Source organism: Qipengyuania proteolytica, from assembly GCF_019711565.1.
Classification (GTDB): Bacteria; Pseudomonadota; Alphaproteobacteria; order Sphingomonadales; family Sphingomonadaceae; genus Qipengyuania; species Qipengyuania proteolytica.
Genome location: NZ_JAIGNN010000001.1, coordinates 1,745,053 through 1,764,466 on the forward strand (window position 1 = coordinate 1,745,053; position 19,414 = coordinate 1,764,466).

Sequence of the window (19,414 nt, forward strand, 5' to 3'; positions counted from 1 at the left end):
AGGCCGCTAATTGTGTGCCACTCCCGAGGAGTTCGTTAATCTTTGGAGATTAACAGCCGAACGCATGAGACTGATCGCTCTTTTGATTGCGTGCTTAGGCCTTGGCTTGCCTGCCGCACACCTGCTGGCTGGCAGCAGTGGTTCTGCGCGTGTGCAGGTCGTTGATGAACGCGGGGTGCCGGTGCGCGATGCGGTCGTGGAGATTATGCCCACAAGCGGCATCGGCGCACCGTCGGGCTTTCCTTGGCGCGCTGCTATGGCCCAGAAGGAGCTTCAGTTCGTTCCAGGCACGCTGATCGTGGCCAAGGGTGCTAGCGTGGCGTTTCCCAATCTCGACCGCGTGCGGCACAGCATTTACAGTTTTTCGCCGATCGCCCGGTTCGAAATCGACCTCTATGGGCGTGACCAGACCAGGACCCAACGTTTCAATATTGCCGGGCCGGCGGCGCTGGGTTGCAACATTCACGATGATATGCGTGGATATATACGTGTGGTCGAAACCCCTTTCGCGGCGAAGACCGACAGCAATGGCATTGCCAACATTTCAGGGGTACCCGGAGGAGCGGCCGGGTTGACCATATGGCACCCTCGTTTGCGGGCTCCAGGAAATGAGACGAAAACCGCCGTTACGTTGAGTGGCGTATTTTCTCGCAAGTTCAAGGTCCGCCTTAGATGACCGCGCTTGGCCGTATCGACCTGCTGCGCTTCGGTTCACTGAAGCTGCGCATGGCAGCACTTTATGCCGCCCTTTTTGCCGCGGTCCTTGCGACGATCCTCATAATCGTAGGACAGGGCATCGACCGTTTCGCCGAGGATGCAACAACTCGTGATCTCGCCGCGAATGCCCGGGTGTTCGACGAAATTCTAGTCCTGCGCGCTCGGCAGATGCGCAGCTCGACTGATGTGTTGTCGCGGGATTTCGGATTCCGCGAGGCAGTGGCCACGAATGATCGCCCGACGCTTTCCAGTGCCCTAGATAGCTTGCGGTCCCGCTCCGGTAGTAACTCGGCGTTCGTGGTCGGCTACGATGCCACGCTCACGGGTTCGAGCGGCGATGCGATGCCCAACCCGATGGAGCTCTGGAATGCGCTGGACGAGGGCAAGACCTACGGCGTGATCCGGCAGGGCGACAAGTTGGCTCTCGCCGCAGCATCGCCGATCAAAGTTCCGGACCTCGTGGGCTGGCTCGTCGTGACCCAGCCGCTCGACAATTCTGAACTGGCGCGCTTGGTCGATCTCGCAGCTATCGATCTCGAGGCTTCGGTTGTGCGGCGCGCAGTCCTGCCCGATGTGGTTGCGGCTGCGCCAACTGGTAAAGTGTTCGAACGATCCGAAGGAGAGCGGTTTCTCTATCGAGTATCGGAGCTGCCGACTCTCGAGGACGAGCTGCGCCCTCAGTTGGTTCTCAAACACTCCCTAACCCGCTCGCTCGCCGACTACTCCGCCATCCGTTGGTTGTTGGCTGCATTGGCGGGGGCTGGTTTGCTGCTCGTGGTGGCATTGAGCTGGCGGGTAGCGAAAACCATGACAGCGCCATTGCGCAAACTCGATGAAGCAACCCGCTTGATCAGCGCGGGCGAGCGGGTCGAGGTGCCGGTCGAGACCAATGACGAGATCGGCCGACTGGCCAAAAGCTTCAACGTCATGATCGAGGCGATCGACGAACGCGAGAAGCGCATTGTCCATGTCGGACTGCACGATGGCCTTACCAATCTCCCGAACCGGAAGCTGTTTACCGAGCAACTAACGCTGGCGCTGGCACGTCGGAAAGACAACCAAATGGTGATGGTGGTCTATGCCGACCTCGACGATTTCAAGGTCGTCAACGATACGCTTGGTCACCCGGCCGGTGATGCTCTTCTAAGGGATGTCGCAAAGTTTCTGCGCAAGGATCTGTCGAGTGCAACCGTCGCCCGCCTGGGCGGGGACGAATTCGCAATTCTCATAGAAATGATCCCGCCAGACGAAGACCTCAACTCGCTGGCTCACAAGGTCCAGTCCTGCTTTATGCGAATGGTGGATATCGAAGGCCAGAAGGCGGATTGCTCTGCCAGCCTCGGGATCGCGGTCGCGCCGTCCGATGGCGATGACGGCGTCACGCTGATGAAGCATGCCGATCTGGCGCTCTACCGGGCTAAGAACGAAGGCAAATCCTGTTACCATTTTTTCGAGCCCTCGCTCGACGAGCAGGCCCGGCAGCGCCGACAGATGGAGCTCGATCTGCGAAGGGCGATAAGCGACGGTGAATTCGAACTCTATTTCCAACCGCTGTACAGCCTGACTGAAGAGAAGCTCAAAGGCTTCGAGGCCTTGATCCGTTGGAATCACCCGAAACGGGGCATGGTGCCGCCCGTCGAGTTCATTCCACTGGCCGAGGAAACCGGCCTAATACTGCCAATAGGCGAATGGGTGATCCGCGAGGCTTGTCATCAGGCAAGTCAGTGGGATGATGATCTCGCCGTAGCAGTCAACATCTCGCCGAAGCAGTTCAGCTCTCCAGATCTCGTCGCCAAGATCCTCAATGCGATTGCCGCCTCGGGCATAGCGCCAAGGCGCCTCGAGCTTGAGATCACCGAGAGCATCTTCATAGCACAAGTCGAGAAGACTATGGCGATCCTGCACAAATTGCGCGATCTCGGCGTGCGGATTGCGCTTGATGATTTCGGCACTGGGTATTCTTCGCTCAGCTACTTGCGCTCATTCCCCTTCGACAAGGTCAAGATTGATCGCAGCTTCGTCACCGATCTTGCGAATGGCGAGAACGGCCACGCAATTATTCGTGCGATCACAACCTTGGCCGAAGCATTAGGTATGGAGACGCTGGCTGAGGGCGTGGAAGACATTGAGCAGCTAGATATCCTACGTCGTGAAGGTTGCCGAAGCATACAAGGCTTCCTGCTCAGCCGTCCGATGTCGGCGCAGCAGGTTCAGTCGTGGGCAGGCATTGACTCTACCGACATAGCTTCGGCGCAATTGACAAAATGACTAGATCGCATTCCAGCACCAGATCAGCTGGTCAGCTTTGCGCCCTCATTTTGGACGTTAGGGCTATTCCTGCGAATGCCTGAAAGCGGACCGGCGGCTCTGCTCCGGGAATGAGCACCGCGAATGTCCGGATATGGGGTGGGAAAAGGCCACTCTGAGATAATTTCTCCGTCCATTCACTTAAGGGCTAGGCAGGCACCTGTCCGAACTAAAGTTTGAGCTCACCCGCCAGTTGCAGGGGCCTATCTGCCCCTCAAAACGAATATTCGATGGCGATCAGGGGCGCATGGCCGATTTCATCCGGGACGCCATCTTCGAAATCCTGTTGGCGCAAGTACGACAAGCCGAGCGAGAGGTTCTCGCTGACCTCGTACTCCACGCCGACTGTCGTACGCAGGCCCGTGATGCCCGTGTCGCTACCGACATTGTTGCCCCGCAGTACCCAAAAGAGTTCAGCATCGGCTCCTGCGGACCAGCGACCGTCCGCGGTCAGGTCGAACCCTACGCCGAGCCGGGGCCGGAGGCGCAAGCCCATGCGATCGGCTCCGTCGACGAAGCGCTGTTCCATCCGTAGCCGTGCCTTCAGGAAACCGTGACTGGTGGAAAGCTGCTGCATCGTGCGAACTTCGTTTGATCCGCCGTCGTTGATACGATACTCGACCGCACCGGCCAAGGCGGCGTTGTCGGCAATGTCCTGCTTGACCCAGCCGCGAAAGAAGTAGGTGTCCACCCGGCCGTCGTTTTCCGAACGGAAGCGCTGTGCGGTTTCGAGTTCGAAGGCCGTGTCGTCATCCAGTCCGACTTCGACAGAGGGGTTGACCCACAGTTCCGCGGCGTCGTCGCTGGCGTAGGCGGTCGACGGGATTATCGCTAATGCTACCGATGCAACGAGAATGCCTTGTCTTCTCACCTTTTGTATCCTTCGATAATTGGTGGGTCGGAATCAGGAAGTGCTGTGAGGGTTGCAATGCCGGCAGCGGCGGCTGAGCAGCGGCCGGGCAGTGGGTCACGGGAGCGGCAAGCAATGCTGCGACATAGGCCGCATATCCCAGGATCAGGACGACACCGGCCGGCCGACCGAAACGCTTCCAAGTGAAGCTCACGACCAGGACCGCGATCGCAGTCGCTGCCATTGCGCCGAGATCGAAGGGAAAGAGCGTCACCGGGATTGCAGCCGGGCTGACCATCATTGTCACGCCTCCGATCCCGAGAATATTGTAGATGCAGGAACCGATGACGTTTCCGAAAGCGATCTCGGCTTCACCCCTGCGCGCGGCGACGACCGAGGTAACTAGTTCTGGCAGCGAGGTTCCGATCGCCACGATCGTTAGGCCGATCACCGCCTCGCTGAGGCCGGCGATCCGGGCCAGGTCGATCGCTCCGCTCACGAGAAAGCGCGCGCCCAGCATCAGCAGAGCCAGTCCGGCAAGCAGCAGCAGAAAGGCCTTCCACCAGCTTTCCTCCTTTTGGTGCAGGGCGGTATCGGTGATTTCCAGCGCCTGCTGGCGGTCGAAAGCCGCCGTGTGGACGGCATCGGCCGCCCCCACGCGCTCGTCACGATAGCAGCGCACGATATAGACGAAGAGGCCGGCCACCATTGCAAGACCGATCCATGCCCCATGCCAACCGGTCGCAGTCAGCCCCAGAAGCCCCAACGATGCCGCGACGCACACGCCGGTATCGCGCAGCAGGTTCCCGCCGCGCAGGGCGATAGGGGTAATCAGGGCCGCAAAGCCCAATATCACTAGGACATTGACGATATTCGAGCCGACGATGTTGCCCCAGGCAATCGCGGGCGACCCTGCCATGGCCGCTTCCACGCTGGTCATCAGCTCGGGGGTCGAGGTGCCGAACCCGACAATCACCAGCCCGACAATGAGCGGCGTTACCCCTGCTTTCTCGGCGAGGCGGACAGCGCCGCGCACCAGCAGTTCGCCCCCGATCAGCAATCCGATCAGGCCGACGACAAGGAGGGCGATTGTTTCGAACATGATGGGAGATGGACCCGGCACGATGACTGGGAGGCGCTAAGGCCAAGGATCGAAGGGACACCGCGCGGAAATGCGCGGTGTCCTTGTCGGGAGGATTGAGATCGTCAGAAGCGATAGGCGAGGCCGGCACTGAGAACCCACGGATCGAGATCGTGTTCGCTCTGGAGCGCAACGGTCTGACCCGCACTGAAAGTGGCCGTCGTGCCGACGAAGTAGCGCTTGGCGTCGAGCGAGAGGCCGAGCCCGCGATCGTTCAGCGCGATGTCGAGACCGCCTTGCAGCAGGAAGCCGAATTCGTCCGACAGATCGACATCGGTCGCGCCGAGTGCAGCCGCGTCAACGTCGACATCCTCGGAAAAGATCATGAAGTAGGTCGCGCCCGCCCCGAGGTAGGGCTTGATCCCGCCGCCGAGGTTGAAGTGATACTTCGCCGTCAGGCTTGCAGGCAGGATGATCGCATCGTCGATCAGTTCCGCGCCTTCCAGTGCGCCCGCCCCGGTGACATCGTGCGGCGTAACGCAGCAGATCGTCTCGAGCGAGAAGTTGGGCGACACGAAGTACTCGATCGCGACGGTCGGCACGACCGAATCCGAAGCTTCGGTCTGCGAACCCGCGGGCAAGCCGATGAGGTCGGTCTCGACCTCGGTGATGGCACCATTGGGCAGAACGCCGGTGACGAAACCCTTGATCTGGATATCGCCGGCTTCCTGGGCGGCGGCAGGCTTTGCGAAAGGCAGCGCAACTGCGGCGCATGCGAGAAGGTAACGGGTCTTCAACATGGGGGAGATCCTGTTGCGGCCTTCGCCCGATCCGCGAGCTACCCAGATGCGGCCTCGGCTCTTTTGCTTGGGAAGGTGGCCCCGGCGCGCCCTTGGGGGGGGGGAGTTAGCGCGCACCGGGGCCGGGTTGGCTCGCTTAGCCAGCCGAATACGGCAGCGAGGAGTGGTGGACCACAATGCGCAGCTTGCCGTCCGGACCGCGGACATAGCCCCAGGTCTTGTCTACCGTGGTGCGATTGCCCTTGGCGTCGATCACCGTCACGTGGCCCATCGAAGTGGCCGAGTTGCCGGTGATGAGGATGCCGGCATTGTCGATTTCGAACGAACGCCAGCCCTTAAGCGCGAAGCCGCTGTCCTGAGCGAACTTCGGATCGCCGCCGACGAAGTAGGACACGGCGCCGTCACGCGACGTGCGGAAAGTCTGCTCGCCTTCGCCGTTGGCAAGGGTCGGCTTGAACAGCACCGGGCCGAGGTTGTAGCCGTAAGCGCTGTCGATGATCTCGCCTGCCAGCTTCTTGGCGGCTGCGTGACCCTTGTTGTCGTATTCGGTTGCGATGGCCACCAGAGCATTGCCCCAAGCCTGCTGCGCGGCAATGACTTCGGCTTCCGTGATCGGCGCGTAGGTCGCGGTCGATACGGTCTTCTTGGCGCCATGGTCATGTGCTGCGACAGGTGCAGCGATGGCAGCGAGCGGAAGGGCAGCGGCGAGGCCGAGGGCCTTGATACGGGTAAGGTTCATGTTTCGTCTCCTGTTAGCCTGCGCGATCTTCTTGCGATGGCGCTAAACCGTTTGCGGGGATCAACCCGACGAAGCTCATCTAGGCTGACGGGGCACGGTCCAAATCTGCCGGGCGGCTAACCGCGCAGCGTAGGCCGGATGGCCTATGCGCTTTGCGCCAATTGCTCTAAATATCGACGAATGCGACAGCAGGTGCCCTCCTCTCCTCCACCGCTCGAAACGGTTGCGGAACTGCGTGAACTATATCGCGCAGCAGAGGCGCGTGCCGCGCGCATGCGTTTACTGTCGAGCGTCGCGAAGACTTTGTCCGAAGCCAGCCCTGAAGCCTTGAGCGAAGTCCTCGACCAATGCGCGGAGAGGCTGGCCTTCTTCCTGGGATATCGCAGCGCCCGCTTCACACCTGGCGGCGAGGGATCGGGGATCGCGATCCGCGCAGTTGGCAACGATGAGCCGCTCGGCTTCATCGCGATCGAAGGCCTGGCTGGCGAACGGGACATCCGCGACGAGGAAGACCGGGAGACGTTTCGCCTCTATCTCGAGCTCATGGGCGCCGCTATCGACCGCAACCGGCGCGATGGAGAGCGCCAGCGGCTGGTCGAAACCTTGCTGGATCGCGAGAAGAGGCTCGAAATGCTGGTCGAACGCATGTTCTCGGCGCAGGAAAGCGAACGCCTACGCGTTTCGCAGGAACTGCACGACGGCGTCGCACAAACCGCGACAGCGCTCGCGAGGCTGATCGAAGGGTCGGGCTCGGAGGCTCCGGATTTGCCGGCGGCGGAGCGGGCGCGGCTGGCCGAAATCGCCCGCGGCCTGGTGCGGGAACTCAGAGCGGTCATCGGCGGCTTGCGCCCGACGCTTCTCGACGATCTCGGACTTGAAGCGGCCATACGCGCGCTCGCCGATGGTCTGGAAGACGAAGGCTACAGGATTTCGGTAAGCCTTACCGGATCGGCCGATCGCCTCCCGAGGATCCTCGAAACCGCCCTGTTTCGTGTCGCGCAGGAAGCAATCGCGAACATCCGCAAGCACGCCGGAGGGCCCTGCGCCGTCGGGCTGGAGCTTGCCCTTCCGAAAGAAGGCCGCAGCGGGTTCTTGCGCATCGCGGACACCGGTCGCGGCCCACGCGGTGATTGCCTGCCCCAGGAAGATTCGGGAAAGCACATCGGCATTGGTGTCATGTCGGAGCGCATGGCGGCCGTCGGCGGCAGCCTCGACTGGCGGGCAGGCGAACGCGGAGGCGTGATCGTTACGGCTTATCTCCCAGAGGTGCCGACTCCATGACTGCAGCGACACGCATCCTGATCGTCGATGACCACCAGCTGGCCCGCGAAGGTCTCAAGGCAGTTCTCGCCGGTCCCGACATCGAGATCGTCGAAATGGCATCGACCGGCGAAGAGGCGGTGGAGCAGGTGCGCCGGCACCAGCCTGAAATCGTCCTGATGGACATCCGGCTGGGTGCGGGAATCGATGGCCTGGAGGCGACGCGGCAGATTGTGGCGCTGGGCCTAGGAACACGCGTATTGATGCTGACCTTGCACGAAATGCCTGCCTATGTTCGCGAAGCGCTGGCCGCAGGGGCAGCCGGCTATATCCTCAAGGACGCCGCAATCGCAGAACTCAAGGCTGCTATCGCGCAGGTTCGGGCGGGCCAGTCGGCCGTATCGCTGGACCTTGTGAACGCCGCGATGCGCGCAGCACCTCTTCCAGGCCGTGAAGCCGACCTTTCCCGCATGCTGACCGGCCGGGAGCGCGATGTGGTGGCGCTGGTCGCGGAAGGGCTTACCAACAAGGAAATCGGTCGCCGGCTCGAAATCAGCCCGGCGACCGTGAAGGTCCATGTGGAGAGGATCATCGGCAAACTCGGCGTCGCCGACCGAACGCAGGCCGCAGTGCTGATCACGCAGATGCGGCGCGAAGACGGGTAGGCTGAACTGGCGGTGCGACCACAGACAGCCCCCATGCGTTTCTGGGCGGATCGTCCTCTGGCGATCAAGGGCCTTGTATTTATCGCCATCCCCCTCGCGATCCTGTTCGGCGCGCTCGCGTCGCTCTATCTTGCGAGCACTGCGGAAGAAAGGGCCGAGGCCGACGTCCGCCGGGCATTCGCGATCCAGCGCGACACCTACCAGGTCCATGCGCTGCTTTCGCAGGCTGCAGCCGGGGTTCGTGGCTATGCACTGACAGGGCAGGACAGATTTCTTGAACCGTTCTCCGTGGCGGAGCGGGAATTGCCCCCGACCATGGAACGGCTGGACGATGCGATCGAGGATCCCGGCGTGCGACAGGAATTCGTCGTCCTCGAACAGCTGGTCGATGCGAAACGCAAGGGGCTGGGCGATATTGTGCGGGTGTCTCGGGGCGGCGCGGATCTCGCCTCGTCTCGGCAAGCGCTGGAGCAAGAACTGAACGCGAACCGCGACCTACTCGAACGCCTCGGGAGTCAGGTCGACGTCATCCAGCGCAAGGAGGCGGTCCTGCTCGACCAGCGCAGGGAACGGGTGGACGACGTACGCTCACGCTTCCTGGCATTGACCGGCATCAGTGCGCTGCTCGGTCTGCTCGGCAGCGTCGCGGCGGTCTATCTCTTCTCCACCGGGATCGTGCGGCGTGTGCGGGTCCTCGAAGGCAATGCCGAGCGCTTGGCGCAGGGTGAAGAGCTGGACGATCTTCCGGAAGAGGCCGACGAGATCGGGCGGCTTGCACAGCGGCTCGGACGTGCCAGCGCCCTGCTGCGCGCCCGTGAGAAGGAGCTGAGCGAGAGCGAGGAACGCTTCCGCCTCGTTGTCGACCGCGTCAGCGACTACGGCATCTTCGCGCTCGATACCGACGGTAACGTAGCCACCTGGAATCTGGGGGCGGAGCGTATCAAGGGGTGGCGGGCAATCGAAATTCTCGGTCGCCATTTCAGCTCGTTCTATCCGCCTGAAACCCGCGAATTCCTGCCGCAGCGCATGATCGAGCGCGCGATACGGGATGGCTCTGCCGAGGACGAAGGCTGGCGTGTCCGCCGCGACGGGACGCGCTTCTGGGCCAATGTGGTCATCACGGCCCTGCGCGATGGAGAAGGCACCTTGCGCGGCTTCGCAAAGGTCACGCGGGACATGTCCGAGCGCCGCCGCACGGAAGAGGAACTGCGCAGCGCTCGCGAGGAGGCCATCGCGGCCAGCCGCGCCAAGACCGCTTTCCTGTCGCGAACGAGCCACGAGTTGCGGACCCCGATGAATGCCATTCTCGGTTTCGGGCAATTGCTCGAGATCGACGAGGAGCATCTGGCAACGCAGCATCGCTCCGCGGTGACGCAGATCATGAAGGCGGGGCGCCATCTCCTTTCGCTGATCAATGACCTGCTCGACATCTCGAGTATTGAGGCCGGTGCGAACGAGCTAGTGATCGAGCCGATCGGCCTGCGCGAATTGCTTACCGAAGCGCACGCGATCGGCCTGCCACTGGTGGAACAGGCCGGACTTTCCTTCACTCTCGATCTCCCGGAGCACGAAGTGACCGTGCTCGCCGACAAACGACGCGCCTTGCAGGTCGCTCTCAATCTCATCGGCAACTCGGCAAAGTACAATCGAACGGGAAAGTCCGTACGCCTGTCTGGCCGCATCGAGGGTTCTATCGCGATAATCGAAGTGGAAGATGACGGCCCCGGCATCGAACCTGCCAACGTTCCGCGCCTTTTTACGGCGTTCGACCGATTGGGCGAGCAGGGCCGGTCCGCGACCGAGGGCACAGGCTTGGGCCTCGCGCTTTCCAAGAGCCTGGTGGAATCGATGAGCGGCGAAATCGGTTATCAGCCGCTGACGGCTTCCGGTGTCCAGGGCGGCGCGCGCTTCTGGTTCTCTCTGCCCGTTCTGCCTTCGGCGGCGGAACACGAGGCCGACGATGCCTCGAAAAAGATCCAAGGATCATGACTATGCAACTCGTGGCGCCTGCCGAAATCACCTCCTGCCGCATTCTCGCGATCGATGATGAAGAGGCCAACGTCCTCTTGCTGCGAAGCGTGCTCGAACGGGAAGGATACACGGACATCCATTGCCTGACCGACCCTAAGTTGGCGATGCGCGCCTATGTCGATCTCCAGCCGGATATCGTTCTGCTGGACCTGATGATGCCAGAAATCGACGGATTTGAACTGCTCGAGGCTTTCTCGCGTCATGACCGGGCAGAAGAGTTCCGGCCGATCCTTGTCCTGACGGCCGACACTACCTTGCAGGCGCGGCGGCGCGCCCTGTCGTTGGGAGCGAAGGATTTCGTGGCGAAACCCTTCGACGTGATCGAGGTCGGCCTTCGCATTGCCAACCTGCTCGAGACGCGCATCTTGTATCGACGTCTCCAGGCGGGTTGAGGTTTCCTCTCCAAACGCGCTCCGACGCTCGCACGGGAGCGGTCGTTTCGGCATAGGGCTGCAAGGGAGTCTACGACCGAGATGAGGGCGAGGGACTTTTTTGTCGAGCTATTGGCCGCTTTAAAGGTCGGAACCGGAATTGCGTTACTTCTGAGAAGTAAATGGCTCCCCGAGTTGGATTCGAACCAACGACCAAGTGATTAACAGTCACCTACTCTACCGCTGAGCTATCGGGGAGCAGCCCGTTAGGCAGGCCGCGCGTATATGGGCGCGATTCCGGTTTGGCAAGCGGGCAAATCGATAAAATCCCGCACTGCCAAAGCGGTGCTGCAATCACACCACGAATTGCTCGGCGACAATGCGTTCGTCGAGCGCGTGACCGGGGTCGAACAGCAGCGTCAGTTCGCTGTCGCGCGCGATTTCGAGACTGACTTCGGCCACATCGCGCAGCTCCTTCTGGTCGGCGACGACGCTGACCGGGCGCTTGTCCGGCTCCAGAACGTGAAAGGTCACTCGGCTGCGGTCGGGCAGGATGGCGCCTTTCCACCGGCGCGGGCGAAACGCCGAGATCGGGGTCAGGGCGAGCAGCTGCGAATCGAGCGGCAGGATCGGCCCGTCGGCGGAGAGGTTGTAGGCGGTCGATCCTGCGGGCGTCGAAACGAGCACGCCGTCGCACACGAGTTCCTTGATCCGTACCTTCTCGTCGACGCTGACCACGATCTTTGCCGTCTGGCGCGTTTCGCGCAGCAGCGACACCTCGTTGATCGCGCAGAAACGGTGCTGCGTTCCGTCCTGCGTCGTGGCTTCCATGGCGAGCGGCGATATCGTCACCGGTTTCGCCTTGGCCAGCCGCGCGAGCAGCGTGTCGGGATTGCGGTTGCGATTCATCAGGAAGCCGACGGTGCCGAGGTTCACACCGTAAGCAGGGATGGTGCGACCCGTGTCGAGCATGGCGTGGAGCGTCTGGAGCATGAAGCCGTCGCCGCCAAGAACCACGGCCGCATCGGCCTGTTCCAGCGGCACCCAATCGGCCAGGTCGCGAAAGGCGCTGGCGGCATCCTGCGCTCGATCCGTGTCGGACACCAGCAAGGCGAGACGGTTGTAATCGGCCATGATTCTGCGCGAACTCCCGTTTCGCAGCGGCATCCCCGGCTGCGTCGCGCGTACCTATGGACGCACGTCCCATTTGGCAACAGAGCGGAATCGGTGGCATACTTCACCCCGGGTCGCGATAAGGGCGTTCACATGGCAAGCCTGCCCAACGATATGATGCATGAGTCACGAGATCGACTGACCGGCCTGGCCGATGTTGCGCAGGCGCGTGCCACGATTGCCCGTTGGCAGAATGACTGGCCGCGCGAGACGATCGCCTGCCCGATCCACGCCATGATGATAACGCTCGGGCGGATCGACACGGTCAACGTCGCCTTCGGGGAGAGCGCCGGTGACGGAGCCCTGGTCGAAGTGGCGCAGCGCATCACGCATTTTGCCGTCGACGAGCTGGAAAGCACCGCCTGGCTGGCAGCGCGGATCAGCGGGGGGACATTCCTGCTCCTCTCGCGCCAGCAATGCAGCCGGGAACGCTGGCAGTGGCTGGCGGAAGCGCTGGCCGATGCGATCGCCATGCCGATCGCCAGTCCGGAGGACGATGGCACCAGCCTGCGGCTATGGCCGCGGATCGCGCTGATGCGCGTCACCCAGGAGGACGATGCCGATCGCGTGTTCGATCGCCTGTCCGAAGTGGCTGCACAGATGCGGACCGGGCAGGGCCGGCGGATCGACTGGTCGAGCGGCGAAATGGCGCGCTCGGCCCGATCCTTCCGCGAGCTCGAAGCCGACTTGCTGGCGGCCATCGACAATGACGAGATCGAGATCCTCTTCCAGCCGCAATATGCGCTCGAGGACGATCGGATGATCGGGGCCGAGGCACTGGCGCGCTGGCATCACCCCGTCATCGGCCGTGTGGGCGCGAGCTCGCTGTTCCAGATTGCCGAGCGCGCGGACCATGTCGCGCACCTCTCGCGCCACATCGCGCAGCGGGCGCTCGAGCAGGCGGTCCATTGGCCCCCGCACCTGCGCCTGTCGCTCAACATCACGCCGGCCGATCTGGCTGCCGAAAGCTTCGCGATGGAATTCGCGCGGCTCGCCGAAAAGACCGGCTTCTCCCTCGCGCGCATCACTTTGGAAATCATCGAGCAGGTGCTGCTCGCAGATCTCGATCGCGTCGGCCACGTGCTCGACCAGCTCAAGATTTTCGACATTCGCCTCGCGCTCGACGATTTCGGCGCGGGCTTCTGCAACTTCCGTTATCTCAAGGTCCTGCCGATCGATTGCATCAAGCTCGACCGCTCCATGATCGACGGTGTGCTCGAGGACGAGCGTGACCTCGCCGTGTTCCGGGCAATCATCGCGATGGCGCGCGCGCTCGACCTCGCCGTGGTGGTCGAAGGGGTCGAGAAGGAAGAACAGCGCGCATTGGTTGCTGCCGAAGGCTGCGAATACTACCAGGGCTTCCTGCGCGCGGAACCGATGGCGGCGGACGACTTCCTCAAGCTCGCGGGCAACTAGGCCGCTACCTTCTCGCGCTTCTTCGCCTTGCGCGCGATGCCCGACAGCCCCTTGGTCAACTGGAACAGCCCGTTGAGACGGCTCTCGGGAGAGTTCCACGCGCGACTGATCACCAGCTTCATGTCCGGCCTCAGCTTTGCCGTGCCCTGCAGGCGGTCGACATAGGCAATGAGGCCCGGCCCGTCGGGGAAATCGTCATTGTGGAAGGTGACGAGCGTGCCCGCGGCGCCGACATCGATCTTGGCGATATTGGCGGCGATAGCCTGGTGCTTGATCTCGATCAGCCTGACGAGGTTGGCGGTGGCGGCCGGCAGTTCGCCGAAACGGTCGATCATCTCCGCCGCCAGCGCCTCGATCTCGGCCTTGTCCTGCGCGTCGTTCAAGCGGCGATAGAGCGCCATGCGCACGGCGAGATCGGGCACGTAGTCTTCCGGAATCATGATCGGCGCATCGACCGTGATCTGCGGGCTGACGCGTTCGGGCTTCGCCTCCAGACCCATTTCGCCGGCCTTGGCCGCCAGGATCGCATCCTCCAGCATCGACTGGTAGAGCTCGAAACCGACCTCGCGGATATGGCCCGACTGCTCGTCGCCGAGCAGATTGCCCGCGCCGCGTATGTCGAGGTCGTGGCTCGCCAGCTGGAAGCCCGCGCCCAGGCTGTCGAGATCGCCCAGCACCTTGAGCCGCTTCTCCGCAACTTCGGACAGCTGCGTGTCCGCCGCATAGGTCAGATAGGCATAGGCGCGCAGTTTCGAGCGGCCGACGCGCCCGCGCAGCTGGTAGAGCTGGGCGAGGCCGAAAATATCGGCGCGGTGGATGATGATCGTGTTCGCGCTCGGCAGGTCGAGCCCGCTTTCGACGATGGTGGTCGCCAGCAGGACGTCGTACTTGCCCTCGTAGAAGGCGCTCATCCGCTCCTCGATGTCGCCTGCCCCCATCTGGCCGTGCGCGGAAACGAATTTCACTTCGGGCACGTTCTCGTGGAGCCAGTCTGACACCTGCTCCATGTCGGAGATGCGCGGGACGACAATGAAGCTCTGCCCGCCGCGGTGATGTTCACGCAGCAGCGCCTCGCGCATCACCATGTCGTCCCATTCCATGACGTAGGTGCGAACCGCGAGCCGGTCGACGGGCGGCGTCTGGATGGTGGAGAGCTCGCGCAGACCAGTCATCGCCATCTGCAGCGTGCGCGGGATCGGCGTGGCGGTCAGCGTCAGCATGTGCACATCGGCGCGCAGCTGCTTGAGCTTTTCCTTGTGCGTCACCCCGAAGCGCTGTTCCTCGTCCACGATCACGAGGCCGAGGTTCTTGAACTTCGTCTGCTTCGACAGGATTGCATGCGTGCCGACGACGATGTCGACATCACCGCTCTCCAGCCCGTCGCGCGTGTCCTTCATCTCCTTGGCGGGGACGAGCCGCGACAGGCGGCCGACCTTGAGCGGGAAGCCGTTGAAGCGCTGGCGGAAATTCTCGAAATGCTGGCGGGCGAGGAGCGTGGTCGGCGCGACCACGGCGACCTGTTGGCCGTTCATTGCCGCGACGAAGGCGGCGCGCAACGCGACCTCTGTCTTGCCGAAACCGACGTCGCCGCAGACGAGGCGGTCCATCGGCTTGCCGCTTTCGAGGTCGGAAAGGACGTCCGCGATGGCACGGTCCTGGTCGTCCGTTTCCTCGTACTGGAAGCGGTCGAGAAACTGGTTGTAGGGGCCTTCTTCGACTTCCAGCACCGGCGCTTTCCTGAGCGCACGCTGGGCGGCCACCTGCATCAGCTCGCCCGCGATCTCGCGGATGCGCTCCTTCAGGCGCGCGCGCCGCTTCTGCCACGCCTCGCCGCCGAGCTTGTCGAGCTGGACTGCTTCCTCGGACGAGCCGTAGCGGCTGAGCACATCGATATTCTCGACCGGGATGAACAGCTTGTCCCCGCCGCGATACTCCAGCTGGACGCAATCATGCTTCGACTTGCCGACCGGGATCGGCTCGAGGCCGAGGTATTTGCCGATGCCGTGTTCGGTATGGACGATCAGATCGCCCACGCTGAGTGCCTGCAGTTCGGCGAGGAAGGCATCGGCATCCTTGCGCTTGCGCTTTCGCCGCACGAGCCGGTCGCCGAGGATGTCCTGCTCGGTCAGCAGTTCCATCTCGTCGTTTGCGAAGCTGGCCTCGACCGGCAGCACCATTGCCGCAGGCTTGCCCTTGGCGGAGAGGCCGAGGGCCTCCTGCCAGGTTTCGGCCAGCGCAACTGGTGTGCCGGCTTCGTCCAGGATCGAGGCGATTCGCGAGCGGCTGCCCTTCGAATAGGTCGCCAGCAGCGGGCGCTTGCCCGCCTTGCCGAGTGCCTTGAGATGGTCGGCAAGCACGGGATAGACATTGTCGCCGCGCGCGCGTTCGGGGGCGAAATCGCGGCCCGAGCGGAACCCGAAATTCACGACCGTGTCGCTCTCGGGCTCGTCGAACGGCGTGGCGCGATGGGCGGGTGCATCGGCGAGGGCCGACTTGAACTCCCCCTCGGTCAGATAGAGCGCTTCGGGCTTCAAGGGGCGGTAATTGCCCTTGGCCTGTCCGGTAATTGCGGTGCGCTGGGCGTAATAGTCGCCGACGTCCTTGATCCGCTCGTCCGCAGCGGCAAGTGAAGCCTGGTCGATGACGACCAGATCCTCCTTGCCGAGGTGATCGAACAGCGTCGCCAGCTTCTCCTCGAACAGCGGCAGCCAGTGTTCCATGCCCGCCAGCCGCCGCCCGTCGCTGACCGCTTCGTAAAGCGGGTCCTGCGTGGCGTTGGCACCGAACATTTCGCGATACCGGCTGCGGAACCGCTTGATGCTGTCCTCATCCAGCAGCGCTTCGCTGGCGGGCAGCAGCAGGTGCGATGCGAGCCGCCCGGTGCTCATCTGCGTGTTCGGATCGAAGCTACGCAGGCTTTCCAGTTCGTCGCCGAAAAAGTCGAGCCGCAATGCCTCGTCCATCCCGCTGGGGAAGACATCGACGATCGAACCGCGGATCGCATATTCGCCCTTGTCGATGACGGTATCCGTGCGGCTGTAGCCCTGCCGCTGGAGCAGCGCCGCGAGACTGTCGCGCCCGATCTCGGTGCCGACCTTGAACTCGCGCACGCTTTCGCGAATGCGGAAGGGGGTGAGGACGCGCTGGAGCACGGCGTTGGCGGTGGTGACGACCAGTTGCGCCTTTGCCTTACCCGCCTGCAGGCGATGCAGCGCCGCGAGCCGGCGGGCGCTGATCGACAGGGCCGGGCTCGCGCGGTCGTAGGGCAACGAATCCCATGCGGGGAACTCGATCACCTCCAGCTCGGGCGCGAAAAAGGCTGCCGCATCGACGATGCCGCGCATCGCCGCATCGTCGGGCGCGATGAACACCGCGCGTCCGGTGCTTGCCCGGGCGAGATCGGCCATGACCAGCGGCTGCGCGCCGCGCGCGACCTGCGCCAGCGTGAGCGGGGACTTGGCTTTCAGGATGCGGGAAAGGTCGGGCATCGGGGTCCTGTCGTCGGGGCGCTGCGACGCATCGCACACGCACGATTGCCCCCTGCCCGTTCGGGAAGGGGGTGCTTCATGAATACGTCAGCGACGAGATAGTGCCCGCGGGCCGGTCGTCAACGCGGAATGTCGACGTAATCCAGCTGCTGCATCGCTTCCATCAGCGTCCCCTCGAAGCGGGGCGGCGTCGGCTGCGTCTTCAGCGCCCAGGCCATGACATCGACGTCGTCTTCCTCGAGCAGGGCCTCGAACCAGCGCAGCTCGTCCTCGCCCCAGCCTTCGTGGTAGCGATCGAAGAAGCCGCCGATCATGTAATCGGCCTCGCGCGTGCCGCGGTGCCAGGCGCGGAATTTCGCGCGCTGCTTGCGGCCGTCGAAGGTGAGAAGTTCGGGCATGGGGGGCGGGTAGGGCACTCGCCAAAGGCGCGCAAGCGGCTATAGCGAGGCGCATGCGCCCCGAAGACCTCAATCCGCTGTTTGCCGAGACGGAAACGCTCGACGGCGTGGGGCCGAAGCTGAAGAAGCCGCTCGAACGGCTCGGCCTCACGCGGGTGCGCGATCTCGACTACCACCTCCCCGAACGCTTCGTGACGCGGCGGGCGGTCCAGAGCCTCGACGAGGCAGGCGAGGGCGAGCAGATCGTCGTCAAGCTGGAGGTCATCGAGCACCGCGGCGGGCGTTCGCCGCGCGCGCCCTATCGGGTGCTGGCACAGGACGGCGTGGGCAACGTCCTCGCGCTGACCTACTTCGGTCGTGCCTCCTATACTGCGAAGAAGCAGCTCCCCGTGGGTGAGACCCGCTGGGTCGCGGGAAAACTGGAGCGGTTCGGGGACATGCTCCAGATCGTTCATCCCGACCATGTGGTGGAAGAAGGCGGAGAGACACTGCAGCGCCTGTGCGAGCCGGTGTATCGGTTATCGGAGGGGCTGACCCAGCCAAAGGTGGCGGGCCTGATCGACCAATCGCTAACTCGCACGCCCGAGCTTCCCGAATGGATCGAGCCGCGCCAGGTCGAGAAGGCCGCTTGGCCAGCCTGGCGCGATGCGTTGGTGCTGGCGCACAAGGGCGAGCACAAGGCCGCGCGCGACCGGCTCGCCTATGACGAACTGCTCGCCAACAGCCTCGCGCTGATGCTGGTGCGCGCGGACAATCGCAAGCGCAAGGGGCAGGCCCTGCGCGGCGATGGCAGCTATCGCGGCAAGCTCGACCTGCCGTTCCCGCTGACCGGTGCCCAGAAAAGGTCGATAGCGGAGATCGAAGGCGACATGGCGCAGGAAGCGCCGATGCTGCGCCTGCTCCAGGGCGACGTCGGTGCGGGCAAGACGGTGGTGGCGCTGGAAGCCATGCTGATCGCGGTCGAAGCGGGCGCTCAGGCTGCGACGCTTGCACCCACCGAGATCCTAGCGCGCCAGCATTACGAAAGCCTGCGCCGCATGGCTGAGCCGACCGGAGCCAAGGTCGCGCTGCTGACCGGCCGCGACAAGGGCAGGGCGCGGGAGGGCACTTTGATGGGGCTGCTCGACGGCAGCATCGACATCGTGGTCGGCACCCACGCAATTTTCCAGGACAAGGTCGCCTATAGAAATCTCGCGATGGTGGTGATCGACGAACAGCACCGCTTCGGGGTCGGCCAGCGCCTGATGCTGGCGAGCAAGGGCAAGCGCGCCCCACACGTCCTCGCCATGACCGCAACGCCGATCCCGCGGACGCTGACGTTGGCGCAATATGGCGAGCTCGACGTGAGCAAGCTCGACGAGCTGCCGCCCGGTCGGCAGGCGATCGATACCGTTGTCATGGGGCAGGACAGGATCGGCGCACTCGTCGACCGGCTCGCCGCGCAAATCGCCGAGGGGCGGCAGGCCTACTGGGTCTGCCCGATGGTCCGCGAGCTGGACGGGCCCGAAGAAATCGCCGCTGCTGAGGCACGCTATGCGACGCTCAAGGAGCGGTTCGGAAACGACGTCGTTCTGGTCCACGGCCAGCTCGCGCCAGAGATGAAGGATGCGGCGATGGAGCGGTTCGCCAGCGGCGATGCCAAGCTGCTGGTGGCCACTACGGTGATCGAAGTTGGGGTCGATGTACCGAATGCGACGCTGATGGTGATCGAACAGGCCGAGCGCTTCGGTTTGGCGCAGTTGCATCAATTGCGGGGCCGTGTGGGGCGCGGAAGCGAGAAGAGTTTCTGCGTCCTGCTGCATGGGGAGGCGTTGTCCGAAACCGCTCAGGAGCGGCTCAAGCTGATGCGACAGACGCAGGACGGCTTCCTGCTCGCCGAAGAGGATCTGCGTTTACGCGGCGGGGGCGAGCTGCTCGGCACCCGCCAGTCGGGCGACACGCCGTTCACAATCGCCACCCTCGAACAGATCACCGAACTCCTGCCCAAGGCCTATGACGATGCCCGCTTGCTGATGGAGCGCGACGGCGGCCTCGAAGGTCCGCGGGGAGAGGCGGCGCGGATCCTGCTCTATTTGTTCGAACGCGATTATGGAGTGAAAACGCTGCGCGGAGGTTAGG

At 63.4% G+C, this 19,414-nt stretch carries 15 protein-coding genes and 1 tRNA gene; 8 read left to right on the forward strand and 8 right to left on the reverse strand.

The annotated features are described in order from the left end of the window. Positions 1-64: 64 nt before the first annotated feature. Entirely contained in the window at positions 65-676 is a 612-nt protein-coding gene (locus tag K3172_RS08440; protein ID WP_221588735.1) for a cupredoxin domain-containing protein, read from the forward strand. Then, positions 673-2,985, forward strand: a complete 2,313-nt coding sequence (locus tag K3172_RS08445; protein WP_221588737.1) for a bifunctional diguanylate cyclase/phosphodiesterase — start codon at positions 673-675, stop codon at positions 2,983-2,985. Before K3172_RS08440 ends, K3172_RS08445 begins: the two co-directional genes overlap by 4 nt. Positions 2,986-3,238: 253 nt before the next feature. Here K3172_RS08445 and K3172_RS08450 read toward each other — a convergent pair whose 3' ends face one another. The 4 genes from K3172_RS08450 to K3172_RS08465 all read right to left on the reverse strand — a co-directional run bounded on the left by K3172_RS08450 (position 3,239) and on the right by K3172_RS08465 (position 6,494). Beyond that, positions 3,239-3,880 carry a DUF2490 domain-containing protein gene (locus K3172_RS08450; RefSeq protein WP_221589152.1) on the reverse strand — a complete coding sequence of 214 codons (642 nt, stop codon included), beginning with the start codon at positions 3,878-3,880 and terminating at the stop codon, positions 3,239-3,241. Next, positions 3,774-4,976, reverse strand: coding sequence for a calcium/sodium antiporter (locus K3172_RS08455; RefSeq protein ID WP_221588738.1), 1,203 nt, complete (start codon positions 4,974-4,976; stop codon positions 3,774-3,776). Before K3172_RS08455 ends, K3172_RS08450 begins: the two co-directional genes overlap by 107 nt. 104 nt (positions 4,977-5,080) lie before the next feature. Beyond that, positions 5,081-5,755 carry an OmpW/AlkL family protein gene (locus K3172_RS08460; RefSeq protein ID WP_221588740.1) on the reverse strand — a complete coding sequence of 225 codons (675 nt, stop codon included), beginning with the start codon at positions 5,753-5,755 and terminating at the stop codon, positions 5,081-5,083. Between the two features lie 136 nt (positions 5,756-5,891). After that, complete coding sequence (locus tag K3172_RS08465) at positions 5,892-6,494, reverse strand: phosphoribosyl-AMP cyclohydrolase (RefSeq protein ID WP_221588742.1); 603 nt, start codon at positions 6,492-6,494, stop codon at positions 5,892-5,894. A 273-nt stretch (positions 6,495-6,767) separates the two neighbouring features. On the opposite strand from K3172_RS08465, the gene K3172_RS08470 reads away from it, so the two are divergent. Genes K3172_RS08470 through K3172_RS08485 form a run of 4 tightly spaced genes read left to right on the forward strand, consistent with a single transcriptional unit; the run spans position 6,768 to position 10,842 of the window. After that, a complete protein-coding gene (locus K3172_RS08470; RefSeq protein WP_221588744.1) occupies positions 6,768-7,775 on the forward strand; it encodes a sensor histidine kinase in 1,008 nt (335 codons plus the stop codon). Further along, complete coding sequence (locus K3172_RS08475; protein WP_221588747.1) at positions 7,772-8,419, forward strand: response regulator; 648 nt, start codon at positions 7,772-7,774, stop codon at positions 8,417-8,419. Before K3172_RS08470 ends, K3172_RS08475 begins: the two co-directional genes overlap by 4 nt. Before the next feature lie 33 nt (positions 8,420-8,452). Next, positions 8,453-10,408, forward strand: a complete 1,956-nt coding sequence (locus K3172_RS08480; protein ID WP_221588749.1) for a sensor histidine kinase — start codon at positions 8,453-8,455, stop codon at positions 10,406-10,408. Then, on the forward strand, positions 10,405-10,842 hold the full coding sequence (locus tag K3172_RS08485; protein WP_221588751.1) for a response regulator: 438 nt from the start codon (positions 10,405-10,407) through the stop codon (positions 10,840-10,842). The genes K3172_RS08480 and K3172_RS08485 overlap by 4 nt, the downstream gene beginning before the upstream one ends. Before the next feature lie 162 nt (positions 10,843-11,004). Here K3172_RS08485 and K3172_RS08490 read toward each other — a convergent pair. Together K3172_RS08490 and K3172_RS08495 are read right to left on the reverse strand one after the other, a co-directional pair. After that, positions 11,005-11,079 (reverse strand) — tRNA-Asn (locus K3172_RS08490). A gap of 96 nt (positions 11,080-11,175) precedes the next feature. Beyond that, entirely contained in the window at positions 11,176-11,955 is a 780-nt protein-coding gene (locus tag K3172_RS08495) for an NAD kinase (protein ID WP_221588752.1), read from the reverse strand. Between the two features lie 132 nt (positions 11,956-12,087). Between K3172_RS08495 and K3172_RS08500 the strand changes: the two genes are divergently transcribed. Beyond that, positions 12,088-13,410: a GGDEF domain-containing phosphodiesterase gene (locus K3172_RS08500; RefSeq protein WP_221588754.1), complete on the forward strand. Its 1,323-nt coding sequence runs from the start codon at positions 12,088-12,090 to the stop codon at positions 13,408-13,410. On the opposite strand, the gene mfd is transcribed toward K3172_RS08500, so the two are convergent. Together mfd and K3172_RS08510 are read right to left on the reverse strand one after the other, a co-directional pair. Then, entirely contained in the window at positions 13,407-16,898 is a 3,492-nt protein-coding gene (gene mfd, locus K3172_RS08505) for a transcription-repair coupling factor (RefSeq protein WP_221588756.1), read from the reverse strand. The genes K3172_RS08500 and mfd overlap by 4 nt on opposite strands. A 119-nt stretch (positions 16,899-17,017) precedes the next feature. After that, the gene (locus K3172_RS08510) at positions 17,018-17,296 is read right to left on the reverse strand and encodes a succinate dehydrogenase assembly factor 2 (RefSeq protein ID WP_221588758.1); all 279 of its coding nucleotides are present in this window, start codon (positions 17,294-17,296) and stop codon (positions 17,018-17,020) included. Positions 17,297-17,349: 53 nt separating this feature from the next. On the opposite strand from K3172_RS08510, the gene recG reads away from it, so the two are divergent. After that, positions 17,350-19,413, forward strand: a complete 2,064-nt coding sequence (gene recG / locus K3172_RS08515) for an ATP-dependent DNA helicase RecG (protein WP_221588760.1) — start codon at positions 17,350-17,352, stop codon at positions 19,411-19,413. The last annotated feature ends 1 nt before the right edge of the window (position 19,414 follow it).